The sequence below is a fragment of the Roseomonas aeriglobus genome (assembly GCA_016937575.1).
Lineage (GTDB): Bacteria > Pseudomonadota > Alphaproteobacteria > Sphingomonadales > Sphingomonadaceae > Sphingomonas > Sphingomonas aerigloba.
In genome coordinates, this window is sequence record JAFHKN010000002.1 from 1,798,397 (window position 1) to 1,815,516 (window position 17,120).

At 66.4% G+C, this 17,120-nt stretch carries 13 protein-coding genes and 1 tRNA gene; 6 read left to right on the top strand and 8 right to left on the bottom strand.

From position 1 onward, the window contains the following. The first annotated feature begins 14 nt into the window (after positions 1-14). On the top strand, positions 15-896 hold the full coding sequence (locus tag JW805_09060; GenBank protein ID MBN2972164.1) for a YegS/Rv2252/BmrU family lipid kinase: 882 nt from the start codon (positions 15-17) through the stop codon (positions 894-896). A gap of 48 nt (positions 897-944) precedes the next feature. Here JW805_09060 and JW805_09065 read toward each other — a convergent pair whose 3' ends face one another. The 7 genes from JW805_09065 to JW805_09095 all read right to left on the bottom strand — a co-directional run bounded on the left by JW805_09065 (position 945) and on the right by JW805_09095 (position 11,859). Continuing rightward, positions 945-2,426, bottom strand: a complete 1,482-nt coding sequence (locus JW805_09065) for an MATE family efflux transporter (GenBank protein MBN2972165.1) — start codon at positions 2,424-2,426, stop codon at positions 945-947. Positions 2,427-2,571: 145 nt separating this feature from the next. Further along, positions 2,572-5,247 carry a valine--tRNA ligase gene (locus tag JW805_09070; GenBank protein MBN2972166.1) on the bottom strand — a complete coding sequence of 892 codons (2,676 nt, stop codon included), beginning with the start codon at positions 5,245-5,247 and terminating at the stop codon, positions 2,572-2,574. A 43-nt stretch (positions 5,248-5,290) separates the two neighbouring features. After that, positions 5,291-7,336 carry a S9 family peptidase gene (locus tag JW805_09075; GenBank protein MBN2972167.1) on the bottom strand — a complete coding sequence of 682 codons (2,046 nt, stop codon included), beginning with the start codon at positions 7,334-7,336 and terminating at the stop codon, positions 5,291-5,293. 28 nt (positions 7,337-7,364) lie between these two features. Then, positions 7,365-8,930, bottom strand: a complete 1,566-nt coding sequence (locus JW805_09080) for a PAS domain-containing protein (GenBank protein ID MBN2972168.1) — start codon at positions 8,928-8,930, stop codon at positions 7,365-7,367. Positions 8,931-9,022: 92 nt separating this feature from the next. Continuing rightward, positions 9,023-9,562 (bottom strand): DUF2497 domain-containing protein, encoded by a 540-nt coding sequence (locus JW805_09085; GenBank protein ID MBN2972169.1) that lies wholly within the window; start codon positions 9,560-9,562, stop codon positions 9,023-9,025. Positions 9,563-9,588: 26 nt separating this feature from the next. Further along, positions 9,589-11,187, bottom strand: coding sequence for a TolC family outer membrane protein (locus JW805_09090; GenBank protein MBN2972170.1), 1,599 nt, complete (start codon positions 11,185-11,187; stop codon positions 9,589-9,591). Positions 11,188-11,190: 3 nt separating this feature from the next. Beyond that, positions 11,191-11,859: a protein-L-isoaspartate(D-aspartate) O-methyltransferase gene (locus tag JW805_09095; GenBank protein ID MBN2972171.1), complete on the bottom strand. Its 669-nt coding sequence runs from the start codon at positions 11,857-11,859 to the stop codon at positions 11,191-11,193. Positions 11,860-12,083: 224 nt separating this feature from the next. On the opposite strand from JW805_09095, the gene JW805_09100 reads away from it, so the two are divergent. Continuing rightward, positions 12,084-12,278 (top strand): hypothetical protein, encoded by a 195-nt coding sequence (locus JW805_09100; protein MBN2972172.1) that lies wholly within the window; start codon positions 12,084-12,086, stop codon positions 12,276-12,278. Positions 12,279-12,329: 51 nt separating this feature from the next. Here the strand turns inward: JW805_09100 and JW805_09105 are convergent. Further along, positions 12,330-12,403 (bottom strand) — tRNA-Cys (locus JW805_09105). Positions 12,404-12,505: 102 nt separating this feature from the next. On the opposite strand from JW805_09105, the gene JW805_09110 reads away from it, so the two are divergent. The 4 genes from JW805_09110 to JW805_09125 all read left to right on the top strand — a co-directional run bounded on the left by JW805_09110 (position 12,506) and on the right by JW805_09125 (position 17,082). Then, positions 12,506-13,927: a cysteine--tRNA ligase gene (locus tag JW805_09110; protein MBN2972173.1), complete on the top strand. Its 1,422-nt coding sequence runs from the start codon at positions 12,506-12,508 to the stop codon at positions 13,925-13,927. 39 nt (positions 13,928-13,966) lie between these two features. Further along, the gene (locus JW805_09115; GenBank protein ID MBN2972174.1) at positions 13,967-14,902 is read left to right on the top strand and encodes a D-2-hydroxyacid dehydrogenase; all 936 of its coding nucleotides are present in this window, start codon (positions 13,967-13,969) and stop codon (positions 14,900-14,902) included. A gap of 49 nt (positions 14,903-14,951) precedes the next feature. Continuing rightward, complete coding sequence (locus JW805_09120) at positions 14,952-15,416, top strand: TM2 domain-containing protein (protein ID MBN2972175.1); 465 nt, start codon at positions 14,952-14,954, stop codon at positions 15,414-15,416. Positions 15,417-15,696: 280 nt separating this feature from the next. Beyond that, on the top strand, positions 15,697-17,082 hold the full coding sequence (locus JW805_09125) for a 3-deoxy-7-phosphoheptulonate synthase class II (protein MBN2972176.1): 1,386 nt from the start codon (positions 15,697-15,699) through the stop codon (positions 17,080-17,082). Positions 17,083-17,120: the final 38 nt, after the last annotated feature.

Here is a 17,120-nt window from a genome sequence, read left to right on the forward strand (position 1 = left end):
CGTTGTAGCGGCTCATGACCCGATTCCAGTCCGCCGCCCTGATCGTCAACGCCAAGTCCCGAAGGGGGCAGGCTCTGTTCGATCAGGCTTGCCAGGCGTTGCAGGACGTCGACTTTACGGTCGATGCTCATGCGGTCGAGGACCCGAACGATCTGGAAGGGACGGTCGAACGCGCGCTGGCGAAAAAGCCGCAGCTCGTCATCTTCGGCGGTGGCGACGGGACGATCAGCGGCCTGGTCGACCTGCTGGTCGGCGAGGACGTGGTGTTGGGCGTCCTGCCGCTCGGCACCGCGAACAGCTTCTGCCGGACGCTCGGCATCCCGCTCGACATCCCCTCCGCCGTCCGCGTCCTGAGCGAGGGACGAGCGAAGCGGATCGACCTCGGCATGATCGACGACGATTATTTCGCCAACGCCGCGACGATGGGGATCGCACCCAAGATCGCGGAGACTGTACCGCACGACCTGAAGAAATGGCTGGGCCGCGCCGGCTATCTCAGCTGGGCGGCGCTGCAATATGCCAAGTTCCGCCCCTTTCCGATCACCATCGACGACGGCAACGGTCACCCGCGCGTGATGCGCGCGGTCGAGGTGCGGATCGCCAACGGACGCTACCACGGTGGCCAGGAAATGATGGAAGACGCGGCCATCGACAATGGCGAGATCCTGGTGGAGGTCGTTCGCGGCCACCTACGCAGCCGCCTGCTCTATAACTGGGCGGCGAATGTCTTGCGCCTGCCGCAGCGGCGCGAAAAGGTCACCGTCTTTCGCGGACAATCGATCCGCATCGACAGCGACAAACCGCGGCCGATCTCGATCGATGGCGAGGTGCTGGCGAAGACGCCGGTGACGGCCAAGGTTGCACCGGGGATCATCGAGGTGATGGTTCCGGCGTAGTATCGGGTGCTGCCGCAAAAGTCCGGGCGTGAGCGCGGATTGTTGCGATCACCCCGTCGGATGCGACCGCCCCGCCGGCTCGGCATCGGCGTGACTCTGCTCCTCGCAATGCTCGGGCTCGGGCGTCAGCAGCGCCCCACGCCGCCAGTTGCCGAACCGGTAATAGGCCACCGCCATCACCAGGTTCGCCGCCGACCCGGCCGGGAAGCTCCACCAGAGCGCATCCGCACCCCATGCCGGCAAGAACAGCGCGGCGAAGCCCAGGCGGACCGGGTACATGGACACGAACAGCATGATCAGCGGCGCGATCACGGCGCCGTTCGCGCGGACGGTGGAAAACAGCACCATCGTCGCGCCAAACAGGACGAAACCCCAGGCGGCGACCAGCTGGATATGCTCGGCGATCGGCATCGCCGGGCTGTCCTGGCCCAGAAACAGCCCCAGCACCGCGCGGTCGAACACTGTCGTCACCGCAACCATCGCGCCCGTCAGCGCGACGTTGGTCAAAAGCCCCGCGCGCGTGATTTGATCGACCCGGTCCCATCGCCCCGCGCCGATGTTCTGCGCGGCCATCGCGCTGACCGCGGCGCCGATCGCCAGTGCGGGCATCTGGATATAGGTCCACAATTGCTGCGCGACGCCATATGCCGCGACGGTATCGACCCCCTGCCGGTTGATCAGCCCCGCCATCGCCAGTCCCGCCGACGACATGACCAGCATCTGCGCGCCCATCGGCAGCCCCTTGGTGGCGATGGTGCGTGCCAGCGGCCCATGCGGCTTCAGATAGCCAAGCTCGCCTCCACGCAACCTGAGCGGCAGGTCCTTGGCATAGACGTACAGGATCAGGCAGGCGAGCGAGACGTGGTTGGCGATCAGCGTCGCCGTCGCAGACCCGGCGATGCCCATCCTGGGAAACGGGCCGATCCCGGCGATGAAGAAGGGATTGAGCCCGGCATCGATCACGACGCTCAGCGCCATGAACCAGAAGGGCGTCGTGGAATCGCCTGTCCCGCGCAACCCCATCATCACCAGCACGACCATCATTGATGCCGGCAGACCGAGGAAGATGACGCGCAGATAAGCCAGCGCGAGCGGGAAGGCGCCGCCCGGCGTGGCGAGCCACGTCAGGATCTGCGGTGCGAACAGCCACCCGAGCGCCGCAATGATCACCGCGCCGCCCAGTACCAGCCCGACTGCGGTCCCGAACGCCCGCCGCGCCGCCTCGATATCGCCCCGCCCGATCGCCTGACCGACCAGAATGGTCGCCGCCATACCGAAACCGAACACCGCGCCGAACATCAGGAACATGATGATATTGGCGTTCGATGTCGCCGCCAGCGCCGCCTCGCCCAGGAAGTGCCCGACCCAGATCGTGTTGATCGATCCGTTCAGCGACTGGAGAATGTTGCTGCCGAGCGTCGGAAGGGCAAAGGCAAGCAACGTGCCGGCGATCGGGCCTGACGTCAGGTCGCGGCCGTTGCCGCGGCCCGGCGAAGGCGACGATGTCGGTACAGCTTCGACCTCGGTCACGACACGCCGTTCCTTTTCGATCCTCCCCTGCAAGGGGAGGTGGCAGGCCGAAGGCCTGACGGAGGGGTGTTACGCTTTCCGGATAGCGGGACACCCCTCCACCATCCTTCGGATGGTCCCCCTCCCCTTGCAGGGGAGGACGTATTTAGCCCAACCGCCCCAGCGCTGCCGTCAGCCGCTCGGCCTCCGCCGATTTCTCGGCATGATCGGCCTTGGCCTTCTCGACCGCCTCGGGCTTCGCGCGTTCGACGAAGCTCGGGTTGCCGAGACGCCCGGCCAGCGCATCGCGTTCCTTCTCCGCCGCCGCGATCGCCTTCGTCAGGCGCGCGCGTTCGGCAGCGAGGTCGATGACGTCGCCCAGCGGAAGGACGAACGTCGCCTCGTCGACGACGATCTGAAGCGCACCGCCTTCGGGTGCGGCCCCCTCCGCCCGGTCAATCCGCGCGAGCCGCGCGATGACCGCGGCCTGCGACGTCAATCGCGTCTCGGTCGCCGCCGAAGCGTCGCGGACATGCACCGGCAGGCGCGCGCCCGGCGGTACGTTGAGTTCGGTACGAGCCGCGCGGACTTCGCTCACCAGCCGGATCAGCCATTCGATTTCCGCCGCGGCTTCGGGATCGAGTGCCCGCGCGTCCGCCATCGGCCATTTCGCGACGATCAGGTCGTAGTCGCGTGCCCCCATCGCATGCCACAGTTCTTCGGTGATGAAGGGCATGAACGGATGGAGCAGCACCAGGATCTGGTCGAGCACCCAGCCCGCCACCGCGCGCGTCTCATCGACGCCGGCGACGCCCTCGCCCTGCAGGACCGGCTTGATGAGTTCGAGATACCAGTCGCAGAAGCGGCTCCAGACGAACTGGTAGATCGCATCCGCCGCGCCGTCGAAACGGTAATCGGCCAGCGCCAGGTCGACCGCCTGGATCGTCTGCACCGTCTCCGCGACGATCCACTTGTTGACTGCCAGCGTCGCGACCGGCGGCTCCAGCGTCGTCGATGCGACGATCCCGTTCGACTGGCAGAAGCGGCTGGCATTCCACAGCTTGGTCGCGAAATTGCGGTATCCCTCGACCCGCTTCTCATCCATCTTGATGTCGCGGCCCTGGCTTTCCATCGCCGCCATGAAGAAGCGCAGCGCGTCGGCGCCGTAACTGTCGATCAACCCCAGCGGGTTGACGACATTGCCCTTCGACTTCGACATCTTCGCGCCATCGGCGGCGCGGACAAGACCGTGCAGGTAGAGCGTGCGGAACGGCACGTCCTTCAGGAAATGCATCCCCTGCATCATCATCCGCGCGTCCCAAAAGAACAGGATGTCGAAGCCGGAGATTAGCACGTCGTTAGGATAGCGGCGCTCCCACTCGCCCGTCGCATCCGGCCACCCCATCGTCGCGAACGGCCACAGCGCGGACGAGAACCAGGTGTCGAGCACGTCCGGGTCGCGGGTCAATGCGACGCCCTCACCCGCCTGCGCCTGCGCCTCTTCCTCGGTTTCCGCGACATAGGCCTTACCATCGGCGTCGAACCACGCCGGGATCTGGTGCCCCCACCACAGCTGGCGGCTGACGCACCACGGCTGGATGTTCTCCATCCAGTTGAAGAAGGTCTTTTCCCACGTCTTGGGCACGATCTGGATGCGTCCGTCGCGCACCGCCTCGACCGGGCCCTTGGCCAGCGTCGCGGCATCGACATACCATTGGTCGGTCAGCCACGGTTCGATGACCACGCCCGATCGGTCGCCATAGGGCGTCTGGATCGTCCGCGGTTCGGCGTCATGCTCGGCGCCGTCCTTGTCGGTGTGCGGGATCAGGACGCCGTCGTCCTTCAGCCGCGCAACGACCGCCTTGCGCGCGTCTGCGGTCGACAGGCCCAGGAACTCGGTCGGGATCAGCCCATCCGCGGTCTGGACGATGCGCGCCTTGGCATCGAGCATGTTGAGCATGTCGCGCGCGGCGATCCCGGCGCGCTTGCCGACCTCGAAATCGTTGAAGTCGTGACCCGGCGTGATCTTCACCGCACCCGACCCCAGTTCCGGATCGGCATGTTCGTCGGCGACGATCGGGATCAGGCGCCCGGTGATCGGCAGGCGCACCTGGCGACCGATCAGCGCGGTGTAGCGCGCGTCCTCGGGATGCACCGCGACCGCCATGTCGGCCAGCATCGTCTCCGGCCGGGTCGTCGCAACCTCGATATGCCCCGACCCGTCGGCGAGCGGATAGCGCAGGCGCCAGAAGCTGCCCTTCACTTCGCGCGTCTCGACCTCCAGATCGCTGATCGCGGTGCCCAGACCCGGGTCCCAGTTCACGAGGCGCTTGTCGCGGTAGAGCAGGCCCTGGCGGTGCAGCTCGACGAAGACCTTCAGCACGGCCTTCGAAAAGCCGGGGTCCATCGTGAACCGCTCGTTCTCCCAGTCCATCGAGCAGCCCAGGCGCCGCAGCTGCGACGTGATCTCGCCGCCGCTCTCCGCCTTCCATTGCCACACGCGGTCGATGAAGGCCTCGCGCGTGAAGTCGGTCCGCTTCTCGCCCGCGGCGTTCATCTGGCGTTCGACGACCATCTGAGTCGCGATGCCGGCGTGGTCGGTGCCGACCACCCACAGCGCATCCTTGCCCTTCAACCGTGCGTGACGGACCAGAATGTCCTGCAACGTGTTGTCGAGCGCGTGGCCGATGTGGAGGCTGCCCGTGACGTTGGGCGGCGGGTTGACGATCGTCCAGGGCTCGGCATTCGGGCGGTCGGGGCGGAACTGGCCGCTCCCCTCCCAATGCGCATACCATTTCGCCTCGATGGCGGCGGGATCGAAAGTCTTTGCGAGTTCGGTCATGCGAGGGCCCATAACCAAGGTAAGGGTCCTCGCACCACCCCCGTTATCGCGCGGTCTTCGCCGTCCACCGGTTCAGCCAGCCGAGCACCTCGCCATACCATTGGCGCGAGTTCTTGGCCTTCAGCACCCAGTGGTTCTCGTCAGGGAACACAACGAGCCGCGAGGGAATATTGCGGCGCTGGAGCGCGGTGAAGCTTGCCAGCCCCTGGGTGTAGGGGATGCGGAAGTCCTTTTCCCCGGTGATGACCAGCATCGGCGTCTGCCATTTGGCGACGTGGTTCACCGGGTTCCAGCGCTCGAACGCCTCGGGATCCTCGAAATACGCCTTGCCGCCGTGTTCCCATTCGTCGAACCAGAGTTCTTCGGTTTCATAGGCCATGGCGCGGGCATCGAAGACGCCGTCGTGCTGGACCAGGCACTTGAACCGGTCGGGCCACTGACCCGCGATCCAGTTCATCATATAGCCGCCATAGGACGCGCCGAGCGCACAGGCGTTGTCCGCGTCGAGCCAGCTGAACCTGCTCGTCGCCGCGGCGAGCCCCTTCTGCAAGTCCTCCAGCGGCCAACCGCCCCAGTTGTTGCGGATCGCATCGGTGAAGGCCTGGCCGTAACCGGTCGAGCCATGGAAATCGACCGCCACCAGTCCGTAGCCCGCACCCGCGAACACCGCCGGATTCCAGCGATAGGACCAGCTATTGTTGCTCGAACCCTGCGGACCGCCGTGCACCATATAGGCGATCGGCACCTTGCCGGAGCTGCCGGCGGGTTTCACCGCATAGCCCCACACGGTGTCGTTGTTCGCCCCTGCAAAGCTGAAGCGCGTGACGGTCGGCCAGTCGATGTCCTTCAGCTTGTCGGCATTGACGCTGGTCAGGCGCGTGGTGCGCCTGCCGTCGACACGGTAGAAGTCATCCGGCGCGACGAGGCTGTTCATCGCATAGACGAAACCCTTTGCGGTCGGCACCACGGCGGTCACATTGCCCTGCTGCGTCAGCCGCGTGACCTTGCCGCTTGCCGCGTCGACCGACCACACCGGATTCTCCTGCGTGTCCTGTGCGGTCACCAGAATACGCTTGCTGTCGGGTGTCCACGCGATCGATTCGACCGAGCGGTCCCAGCCGCTCGTCAGCGCGCGGACCTGCCCGGTCTGCAGGTCGCGAACCATCAGCGTCAGCTTGTCCGCCTCATAGGTCGGCCGTGCCATTGCCGCCCAGGCGAGCCAGCGACCATCGGGCGACACGCTCGGGAAATTGTCGGTCGCGTCGTTCGCATCGGTCAGGTTGGTCGGTGCGGCCGATCCGTCGGCAGGGGCCGAGAAGATGTCGAGGTTTGTCGAAGTCGCTTCAATCCGCCCCGCCTCTCGCAGCGCGAAATAGACGGTGCGCCCGTCCTGGCTCCACGCCACCTCCTCACCGCCGCCGAACGGCTTGGACGGCGTGTCGCCGAGCAACTTGCCCGTTATCGCAACGCCGTCGCCCGGCGCGCCATCGGCCCCCAGCGGCAGGACGAACAGCTGCGACCGGTTCCCATCGGCCCATGTATCCCAGTGACGCACGAACAGCTGGTCATAGGTCCGCGCCGAGCCGGCGTTCGGGTCCTTCTTCTCCATCGCCGGCGCCAGACTCGGCGCGCCGGGCTTGCGATCGGCCCAGATCAGGATCTTGTCGCCGGTCGGCGCGACCTTGAACCCGCCGAAGCCACCCTGGAACCCGGTCAGCTTGCGTGCCTGGCCACCGCCGAGCGCGATCGCCCACACCGCATCGTCGCCGCCCTTGTCCGACTGGAAATAGACGGTGTCGCCGACGATCTGCGGGCTGGTCTCATTGACGTCCGCTTCTGCTGCCAGTTTCTCCGGCACCGCGCCCTTGCGGGTCAGGTCGAGGCGCCAAAGGTCGAACCGGCCCCGATTGGCGGCGAGATCGGTTTCGCGCTGTTGCCAGACGAGCCAACGGCCGTCCTTCGACACGACGGGCGACGACACGCGCGACAGCATCGTCACGTCGTCGATCGTCAATTGGCGGGCGTGCGCCGGGGAGGATACGGCGGCGGCGGAAAGCAGCGCGGTAGCTGCGAGCAGGAAGTGCTTCATGGGCGGCAGGTGTACTCCAGCCGCCGCGTCAGACAACCCCGTTAGGCCCCTCCAGCAACGTCCTGATCCGCTGGGCAAGTTCTGCGCGGCGATAGGGCTTGCGCACCAGGTCGAACGCCTGGCTTTCGGCGTCGAGCGCGCGGTCGGAATAGCCGGTCGTCAGCAGGATCGGCATGGCCGGCATGCGACGGCGCACTTCCTTCGCCAGTTCGACGCCGTTGATCCCGCCGGGCATGACGATGTCGGTAAAGATCAGGCGGAAGTCGCTGTCGTGGTCGAGCAGGTCGATCGCCTTGCTCGCGCTGGGGCAGTGGACGACGTCATAGCCGAGATCCTCAAGGATCGCGCGACCGAGCTGCGCGATCTCCTCCTGATCCTCGACCATCAGGATGCGCTCGCCCTGCCCGCGCGTCTGGCTGGCCTGCAGCTTCTCCGGTTCGACGATGCCGCGCGCGCGCGGGAAGAACAGCGCGACGCGGGCGCCCTTCCCCTCCACGTTTTCGGCATGGACGGCGCCGCCCGACTGGCGAACGAAGCCATAGACCATCGACAGGCCGAGCCCGGTGCCCTTGCCGACTTCCTTGGTCGAGAAAAACGGGTCGAAAATCCGGTCGATCTGGTCGACGTCGAACCCCTTGCCGTCGTCGGTCACCGCGATGCGAACATATTCGCCCGGCTCCAACCCCGGCGCCAGTGGCTGGTCGGCGGTCGACACGACATTGTCGGTTTCGATCGTCACTTCACCCTTGCCGTCGACGGCATCGCGCGCGTTCGACACAAGGTTGAGCAGCGCCATTTCCGCCTGGACGGGATCGACGCGGGCGTTCCACAGCTCTTCCTGGAAATGGCGGCGAACATCGACGCCGTCGCCCACGTTGCGGTCGATGATCGTGCCGAAATCGCTGATCAGCGTATTCAGGTTGAGCAATCGGTCCCGCAGTTCCTGCTTGCGCGCGAACGCGAGCAGTTGCTGAGTCAGTGTCGCGCCGCGATTGGCTGCCATGCCGATCGCTTCGACGGCCCGGCGCGACGCCCGGTCGTTGGCGTCGATCCGGCCCTCCAGCATGTCGACATAGCCGAGCACGACCTGGAGCAGATTGTTGAAATCATGCGCGATCCCGCCGGTCAGCTTGCCGACGGCTTCCATCTTCTGCGCCTGATGAAGCGCGTCCTCCGCCTCCTTGCGGCGCGAGATGTCGAGCTGGCTGCCGAAGAAATACAGCAGCTTGCCGTCGTCGCCGAACACCGGCGATACGAACAACGCGTTCCAGAAGGTCGACCCGTTCTTGCGATAATTCAGAACCTCGACCGCGACTTCTTCGCGGTTGCGGATCGCCTCGCGAACCTGGTCGATCGCGTCGCAGTTGGTTTCCGGACCCTGCAGGAACCGGCAATTGCGGCCGATGATCTCGTCCAGCTGGTACCCGGTCATCCGCGAGAACGCGTTGTTGCAGAAGACGATCGGATTGTCGTCCTGGTTCGGATCGGTGACGATCATCGGCATCCGCGTCGTTTCGACCGCGGCGAAGAAGATGTCGTGCGACGAACTCTTGGTCGGCGTGCTCGGATCGCTCAGCCGCGGCGCAGGCGGCATTCGACTGTGGGTGCTCGTCAGGTCTTTTTCGGGAGGTGACGGGGCGCCGGGCATCCGGTTAGTAACTCACGTGTCTGTCAGGGGTTGCCCGCTTAAAGACCACGGCCGGAAATACGAGCGATTTCCTTGGCCACCATCGTTTCGACGATAGACGGCAGGTTGGTGTCGAGCCATTCGCGCAGCATCGGGCGCAGCATCTCGCGCACCAGTCCTTCCAACGTGTCGCTGCCGGCGACGTCGGGCTTCACCACCAGGCGCGACAACGCCTCCAGGGGGCTGCGCGATGCCTCTACCGTGTCGGGGGACACGATCGAATCCGCCCGCGCCGTAGCGGCCGAGGATGGCATCGGGGTCGGCGCGGGGGTCGGATCGACGGCAGGTGGCGTCCGCATCGGGCGAATGGTGTCGCGGCGGACCGTCGGCTCCGCGGTCGGAAAGGGCGCGCGTTCCGACAGCTCGAGAACCTCGTCCGAATCGCCGTCGTCGTCGAGCGGATCGTCCTGCGCCACGATCGGTCGCGGTGCGGCGCGACGCGTCCGGCTGTTGCCGGCAGGCGTCTCGCTTTCCTCGATCACCCGTTTGATCGAGGAAAGGATTTCCTCCATCGTCGGTTCGCTACTGACATCGCCCATGCCGACAGGCCCCCGACGGAACGTGGTTAACGCGCTGTTCCTGCGGGATTGGCCGGGGGTGTGTCAACCGATTGTCGACCAGTCCGGCCGGCCGGTGCCCCCTGGGGCGGCGTTCCGGGGTTCAGCGCAGCAGGATCGGTGCCCGGCGGCCGGGCGAGTGCGGGGTCGCCCAATTCCGGGTTCGGCCCCACCGTCGCGGTTTGCGGCGCCACATCCACCGTACGCGTCGCCACCGCCTCCGGCTCGGGATCGCTGCCCCAGTCGCTGATCTTCCTGCGCACGCGATCATAGTTCGCGATCGGGTTGTACAGCGGGCCGCCGTCTTCGAGATTCAAATCGTCGGCCTCTGCCCGCCCCATCGCTGCGAGCAGTGCGAACCCGGCAACATAAGCGTCACGCCGTGCGGAGACGAGCGTGACCTGTGAATTGAGCAGTTCCTGCTCGGCATTCAGGATGTCGAGGATCGTGCGGGTGCCGACGCTGTTTTCGGCGCGAACGCCCTCCAGGCTCAAGCGATTCGCCTGTACCGCGACTTCGCTGGAGGCAATGACCTGCTGAGCCGACTGCCAATTGGCATAGGCCGACCGTACCTGCGACACGACGCCGCGCTCGGTTGCGGTCACCTGTTCGATCGCCTGGCTTTCGCGCGCTTGCGCCTGACGCACCTGCGCGGCGGGTCGACCGCCCTGATAGATCGGCAGCGACAGGCCGAACCCGGCCGTCAGGCCGTAGTCGCTCTGCGGCGCCGCAGAGATCGGCGACGCCGATCCCAGCGTGTTGAGGAAGTTATAGTAGGTCCCGCCTGCTTGCGCGTTGATCCGCGGCAGGCGCGATGCCCGCGCAACCCGCGTGTCGAACCGCGTCGCATCGCGAGCCTTCTCGGCGGCCTGAAGCAGCGGATTTTCATCGAGCGCGGTCGATACCGCCGTCGTCGTGTCGGTCGGCAGGTTCGGCAGCGGCGGCGGCGACTGCAGCACGCCCGCCGGCGCACCGACGACGCGGATATAATTTTCGCGGCTGGCGATCAGCCGTGCTTCGGCCTGACGCAGCTGCCCCTCGGCCAGCGCGCGCCGCGCTTCCGACTGCGCGACGTCGGTGCGGGTCAGGTCGCCCACCTCGAACCGGTCGCGCGACGCCTGCAGGTTGACGCTCAGTGCGCGCACATTCTGCTGGTTGAGGGCGACGACCGCCTCGTCGCGGATCACGTCCATGTACGCCGCGACCACGTCGGTGAACAGGTTCGCTTCGGTGCCGCGCAGGTTCGCCCGGCCCGCCTCGATACGCGTCTCCGCAGCGCGGACCGAATTCTTCACCGCGCCGAACGCAATGATCGGATAGGCGACCGTCGCCTGTGCGTTGATCTGACGCTTCGGTGCGAAGATGTTGTTGCCGGTCTGCCGCAGCGTCTCGGTATAGCTGCCCTGCAGATTGGACGACGGCAGCCCCGATGCACGCGCGATCGGCACATTTTCGTCCTGCGCGCGCAGATCGGCCCGCGCGCCGGTGATCGTCGGGTTGGTGCGATAGGCGCGGATCAGCGCTTCGCGCAGCGTTTCCGCCGAGCCCGCCCCCGCGCCTGCAACCGCCAGGACCGCGCCTGCGGTCGTCAGGAGAAAACGTCGCATCGATTATCCCGGAAAATGAAAGGCGCGCGGGCGTTCGAAACCCGGCAGCGTCACGCAATCGATGTCGGCAAAGGGCACGAGCGCGAAACCGTCCGACCTTACCCCGCTCGCCAGCCGAGCGACCCCGCCGTCGATCAGCCCGGCCAGCACGCGGCCGCCTGTCTTGACCTGCGCGACCAGTGCATCGGGCAATTGCTCGACCGCGCCGTCGACGATCAGCACGTCATAGGGAGCGTGATCGGCGGCACCTTCCGTCAGCGGGCCTTCCACAACCGTGACGTTCGCGACATCGGCAAGCGCCGTACGGGCGGCGGCAGCGAGCTCCGCCTCGCTCTCGACCGCGAGGACCTTTGCGACCAGCTGTGCGAGCACGGCGGCGGTATAGCCGCGGCCCGCGCCCACCAGCAGCACCGTATCGTGCGGCGACAGCTCTGCCGCCGTCAGCAGCCGGCCCGTCGCCAACGGCGCATTTTGTTCGCGGCCCGCGCCCAGCGGTACCGGGCGGTCGCGGTAGGCGAGCTCGGCCGCGTCGGTCGCCACGAACGCTGCGCGCGGCACGTCCGCCATCGCGGCAATCACGCGCGGATCGCTGACCGCAGTCGTCCGCAGCTGGCTCACGACCATCGCGGCGCGCGCTGCGGCTTCGGTGCTGTTCCCCATCATCGTCGTCATGTCCCCGCCATCGCACAACCGTGTTAGTCATGCAATACAGTTGTTGCTGTTCCGCCCGCTCTACTCCGCCGGCCCCGCCGCGCCAAGCGTCGCCCGCGCAACACAGGGCAGGATTCCGCTTAACCGCCCGGCTGGTGTCGCCAACGTTACCGATCGTTCACTTGAGATCGAACCGGATTGGACGTTTATTCGGCCTCGCTGATTGTCAGCATGTGAGGAATGCCATGCGCAAGATTGCTCTCTGCCTCGCCGCCTCGGCGCTGTTCGCCTCCGGCGCGGCCGATGCCGCCGGACCCTGTCGCGACGCGCAGAAACGCTTCGTCAAATGCCCCGCAAAGCCGGTCGCCAAGACGGCCCGTTGCAAGACCGCCGCCGGCAAGTTCGCGAAATGCGGCACGCCGGGCGCCAAGCCGATCTGAGCGCTGCTACCGTTCGGAAGAGCGGTTCGGCGCGATTTTCGCCCGAACCGCTGGAGGCGCGACCGGGAATCGAACCCGGGTGCAAGGATTTGCAGTCCTCTGCGTCACCACTCCGCCATCGCGCCTCGATGCGGTGGAGGCGGGCAGATGCGGCGGGATCGCGCCCTTGTCAACAGCGGCCTTCAACCGGCTTGGCGCAAACCGGCGGCCCGGCTAGACGCGCGGGCATGACGCTCAAGCTCTACAACAGCCTCACCCGCCAGACCGAAGTCTTCACGCCCATCCACGATGGAGAGGCGCGGGTCTACACCTGCGGGCCGACCGTCTATAACTATCAGCACATCGGCAACATGCGCGCGTTCCTGTTCGCCGACACGCTGGGCCGCGTGCTGAAGTGGAACGGCTATCAGCTGACCCACATCATCAACATCACCGACGTCGGCCATCTGACGTCGGATGCCGATGCGGGCGAGGACAAGATGGAAAAGGCCGCGGTCGCGCAAGGGGCCTCGATCTGGGACATCGCCGCGCATTACACCCATGCCTTCAAGCGCGATATCCGCCGTCTGAACATCACCGACCCGGCCGAATGGACGGTCGCGACTGATTATGTCCCGCAGATGATCGAGTTCGCCAAGCGAATCGAGAAGGACTGCTATCGGATCGACGGCGGGCTGTACTTCGACGTGTCGAAGGTGCCGAATTACGGCAGCCTCGCCCGCGCCACGACCGAGGATGGCGAAAGCCGGATCGAACCTGTCGACGGCAAGCGCAACCCGCAGGACTTTGCGATCTGGCGCACGTCTCCACCGGGCGAGCAGCGGCAGATGGAATGGGATTCGCCTTGGGGCAAGGGCGCACCGGGCTGGCATCTCGAATGCTCGGTAATGAGCCACGCCAAGCTCGGCCATCCGTTCGACATCCACACCGGCGGCATCGATCACCGCGAGATCCACCACCCGAACGAGATTGCGCAGAACCAGGCGTATTGCGAATGCAGCGATCCGGGCGCGCGGATCTGGATGCACAATAATTTCCTGATCGATCGCGGCGGCAAGATGTCGAAGTCGACGGGGCAGTTTCTGACGTTGCAGGTGCTGGTGGACGCCGGCTTCCACCCACTCGCTTATCGTATGCTCTGCCTTCAGGCGCATTACCGCAGCGAACTCGAATTCTCGTGGGAGAACCTCGCCGCTGCCTCGACGCGGTTGAAGCGGTTGGTTCAGACGGTCGAGAAACTGCGTGACCGGTTCGACAAGGAGCCGCGGGGCACGCTCGAGACGCCGGAAGTCGACGAGGCGAAGGCCGCGGTCGGCGACGACCTGAACACCGCGCGCGCGCTGGTGCTGCTCGAATCGGTCGCGGGCGGCAAGGGCCATGCCGGTGATCGCTACATCGCGGTGCGCAAGATCGACCGCGCGCTTGGCCTGCGCCTCGCGTTCATCACGCGCGACGAACTGCGCGTTCGTCCGGCGCATGCGACGCTCGACGAGGAAGCGATCGAGGCACGGCTGGTCGAACGCCGCGAAGCGCGCGCGGCAAAGGACTTCGCCAGAAGCGACGCGATCCGCGACGAATTGGCCGCAGCCGGAGTCGAGGTGATGGATGGCGACCCGCTGGGATGGGATTGGAAGGTCGTTCTTCCCTAAATCCTCCCCGTGCCGGGGAGGATTTGTTAGCGTGCCGCCATGAAAGCCGTCCTCCCCGCCCTCGCCCGCCCGCTGCTCGAGCCGCACCTTCCCGCCGGGCTGGACATTGCGTGGTTCGCCTCGCCCGATGAGGCACGCGCGATGATCGTCGACGCCGACATCGCCTGGGTCGACATGCAACCGCCGAGCGAGACCGCCGCCGCCATCGCCGCGGGTCGGGGGCTCAAGTGGGTTTCCACCATCTACGCCGGCATCGACGCCTTCGACCTGCCGCGGCTGAAGGCGATGGGGACGCGGCTCACCAACGGCGTCGGCATCAACGCGGTCGCGGTGGCGGAATATGCCGTGATGGGCATGCTCGTCGCGGCCAAGCGCTTCGACCAGGTCGTTCGCCTTGCCGACCGGCAAGAATGGACCAGCGCCCCGCCGGGCGTGCTGGAACTGGAGGATACGTCCGCACTCATCATCGGCTACGGCACGATCGGCCGGCTGATCGGCGACCGCCTCCGCGCCTTCGGAGTCGCGGTCACCGGCGTCACGCGCTCGGGTCGCGACGGCACGTTGACGCCCCACCAGTGGCGCGACCGGCTCGGCGATTTCGACTGGATCGTCCTCGCCGCACCCGCGACGACCGATACCCGGGCACTGATCGGCGCCAACGAACTGGCGGCGATGAAGCCCGGCGCCTGGCTGATCAACATGGCCCGCGGCGACATGGTCGATCAGGATGCGCTGATCGCAGCGCTGACCGCGCGGCGAATCGGCGGCGCGTTCCTCGACACGGTGACCCCCGAACCGCTCCCCGCGGGGCATCCGCTATGGGCCACACCCAACGCGATCCATTCGATGCACCTGTCCGGACGCAGCCAGACGCGCATGTTCCGGCGCGGCGCGGAGCTGTTTCTGAAGAACCTCTCGGCCTTTCTCGCAGGTAATCCGCTGCAAAATCAGGTCGATCTCGACGCGGGATATTGACGAACCGACCCCTTCCCCGCCACCTGCCGACGGGATTTGGGGGAGCAGCATGCGCGGACAGGTTTTGGGTGTCGATCGGACGACGGGGGACGGTCAGATCGCAGGCGACGACGGCCGCCGCTATCGCTTCCGGCCCGAGGACTGGAGCGACAAGATCGGCCCGTCGGTCGGCGCGACGGTCGATTTCGACGTCAACGACACCCGCGCTCTCAGCATTTATCACGTTCCCGGCAGCGTACCCGCGCATGTCGCCCATGCCGTCCAGGCCGGCGAACGCCCCCGCCGCCGCACCAACCGCAACAAGATCGTCGCCGCGCTGCTCGCCTTCTTTCTCGGCACGCTCGGCATTCACCGCTTCTACCTCGGCCGCACGGGCAGCGGCGTGGTGATGTTGATTCTGACCTGCACGCTCGTCGGCCTGCTCGTCACCGGCATCTGGGCCTTCGTCGACTTCATCCGCTACCTCATCATCGACGAAGCGGAATTCGATCATCGCTACAACAGCGTTTTCTGATTTACGCTGACGGCGTAAATAGAACTTGCGCAGATTTACGCCGTCAGCGTAAACGCCGCGCATGACGACCCTTGCCGGCACCAAGATCCGTAAGTTCCGTGAAGAACGTGGTCTGAGCCGCGCCGCCTTCGGCGCGTGGTTCGGCGCGGCCGGATCGACCGTTCAGGGTTGGGAAGAGGACGGCAAGCGCGCCGGCGCGAAGATCGCCAACCAGATCGCCAGCAACGGTATCGCCCATCACGCCGACTGGGCGATCCCCCATCGTATCTCGGAGACCGACATGGCCGCGACCTGGACCCCTGACAGCTGGACGCGTGCCGAGGCGCGCCAGATGCCGACCTACCCCGATGCCGCCGCTCTGGACGCTGCGACCGACCAGCTGGCAAGCTTCCCCCCGCTCGTCTTCGCCGGTGAGGCGCGCAACCTGACCGCCGACCTGGCCGAGGTCGCGGCGGGCAAGGCGTTTTTGCTGCAAGGCGGCGATTGCGCCGAAAGCTTTGCCGAGTTCCATCCGAACAACATCCGCGACACCTTTCGTGTCATCCTGCAGATGGCGGTCGTCCTGACGTTCGCCTCCAAGCTGCCGGTGGTGAAGCTCGGCCGCATGGCCGGGCAGTTCGCCAAGCCCCGATCCGCCGATATGGAGGAGATCGGCGGCGTCTCGCTCCCCAGCTATCGCGGCGACATCGTCAACGACATCGCCTTCACTCCCGAAAGCCGCGCGCCTGATCCGCAGCGGCTGATCCGAGCGTATTCGCAGTCGGCGGCGACGCTCAACCTGCTGCGTGCCTTCGCCAGCGGGGGGTACGCGAACCTGCACCAGGTCCACCGCTGGACCCACGACTTCATGGGCCGCAGCCCGTGGGCGAAAAAATATGCCGAGATGGCCGACCGGATCGGCGAAGCGCTGGAGTTCATGGCCGCCTGCGGCATCGACGCCGAGCGCGTGCCGCAGCTGAAGGCGACGAGCTTCTACACCAGCCACGAAGCCCTGCTGCTGCGCTACGAACAGGCGCTGACCCGGCAGGATTCGCTGACCGGCGACTGGTACGATACCTCCGCCCATTTCCTGTGGATCGGCGACCGCACGCGTTTCGAGAATTCGGCGCATGTCGAATATCTTCGCGGCATCGGCAACCCGATCGGCATGAAGTGCGGGCCAAGCCTGGAGCCCGACGCACTGCTCCGCCTGCTCGACACGCTCAACCCGGGTCGCGTGCCCGGCCGGATGACACTCATCACCCGTTACGGCCATGACAAGATCGAGGCCGGCCTGCCCAAGCTGGTCCGCGCGGTGCAGCGCGAGGGCCATCCGGTGGTGTGGAGTTGCGACCCGATGCACGGCAACGTCGTGAAGGCGGCCAACGGCTACAAGACGCGGCCGTTCGAGCGCATCCTGGCCGAAGTCCGCGGCTTCTTCGCCGTCCACCGCGCGGAGGGGTCGTTTGCCGGCGGCATCCACTGCGAAATGACCGGGCAGAACGTGACCGAATGCACCGGCGGCGCGGTCGACGTGACCGAACAGTCGCTCGCGGATCGCTACCACACCCATTGCGACCCGCGGTTGAACGCGGGGCAGAGCCTGGAGCTGGCGTTCCTGCTCGCGGAAATGCTCAACAACGAAATGAAGCACCGCCGCCCGGCGGAGGCTGTACAGGCGGCGTAACCGGCTTGCTGCTCCCGCCGGCGCGGGAGCAGCGCCGG

Bases quoted from the DNA above. Each gene is read 5' to 3' on its own strand.
- JW805_09060 (MBN2972164.1), top strand. From the start codon at position 15: ATGACCCGATTCCAGTCCGCCGCCCTGATCGTCAACGCCAAGTCCCGA.
- JW805_09070 (MBN2972166.1), bottom strand. From the start codon at position 5,247: ATGACCGAACTCGCAAAGACTTTCGATCCCGCCGCCATCGAGGCGAAA.
- JW805_09075 (MBN2972167.1), bottom strand. From the start codon at position 7,336: ATGAAGCACTTCCTGCTCGCAGCTACCGCGCTGCTTTCCGCCGCCGCC.
- JW805_09080 (MBN2972168.1), bottom strand. From the start codon at position 8,930: ATGCCGCCTGCGCCGCGGCTGAGCGATCCGAGCACGCCGACCAAGAGT.
- JW805_09085 (MBN2972169.1), bottom strand. From the start codon at position 9,562: ATGGGCGATGTCAGTAGCGAACCGACGATGGAGGAAATCCTTTCCTCG.
- JW805_09090 (MBN2972170.1), bottom strand. From the start codon at position 11,187: ATGCGACGTTTTCTCCTGACGACCGCAGGCGCGGTCCTGGCGGTTGCA.
- JW805_09095 (MBN2972171.1), bottom strand. From the start codon at position 11,859: ATGACGACGATGATGGGGAACAGCACCGAAGCCGCAGCGCGCGCCGCG.
- JW805_09100 (MBN2972172.1), top strand. From the start codon at position 12,084: ATGCGCAAGATTGCTCTCTGCCTCGCCGCCTCGGCGCTGTTCGCCTCC.
- JW805_09110 (MBN2972173.1), top strand. From the start codon at position 12,506: ATGACGCTCAAGCTCTACAACAGCCTCACCCGCCAGACCGAAGTCTTC.
- JW805_09115 (MBN2972174.1), top strand. From the start codon at position 13,967: ATGAAAGCCGTCCTCCCCGCCCTCGCCCGCCCGCTGCTCGAGCCGCAC.
- JW805_09120 (MBN2972175.1), top strand. From the start codon at position 14,952: ATGCGCGGACAGGTTTTGGGTGTCGATCGGACGACGGGGGACGGTCAG.
- JW805_09125 (MBN2972176.1), top strand. From the start codon at position 15,697: ATGGCCGCGACCTGGACCCCTGACAGCTGGACGCGTGCCGAGGCGCGC.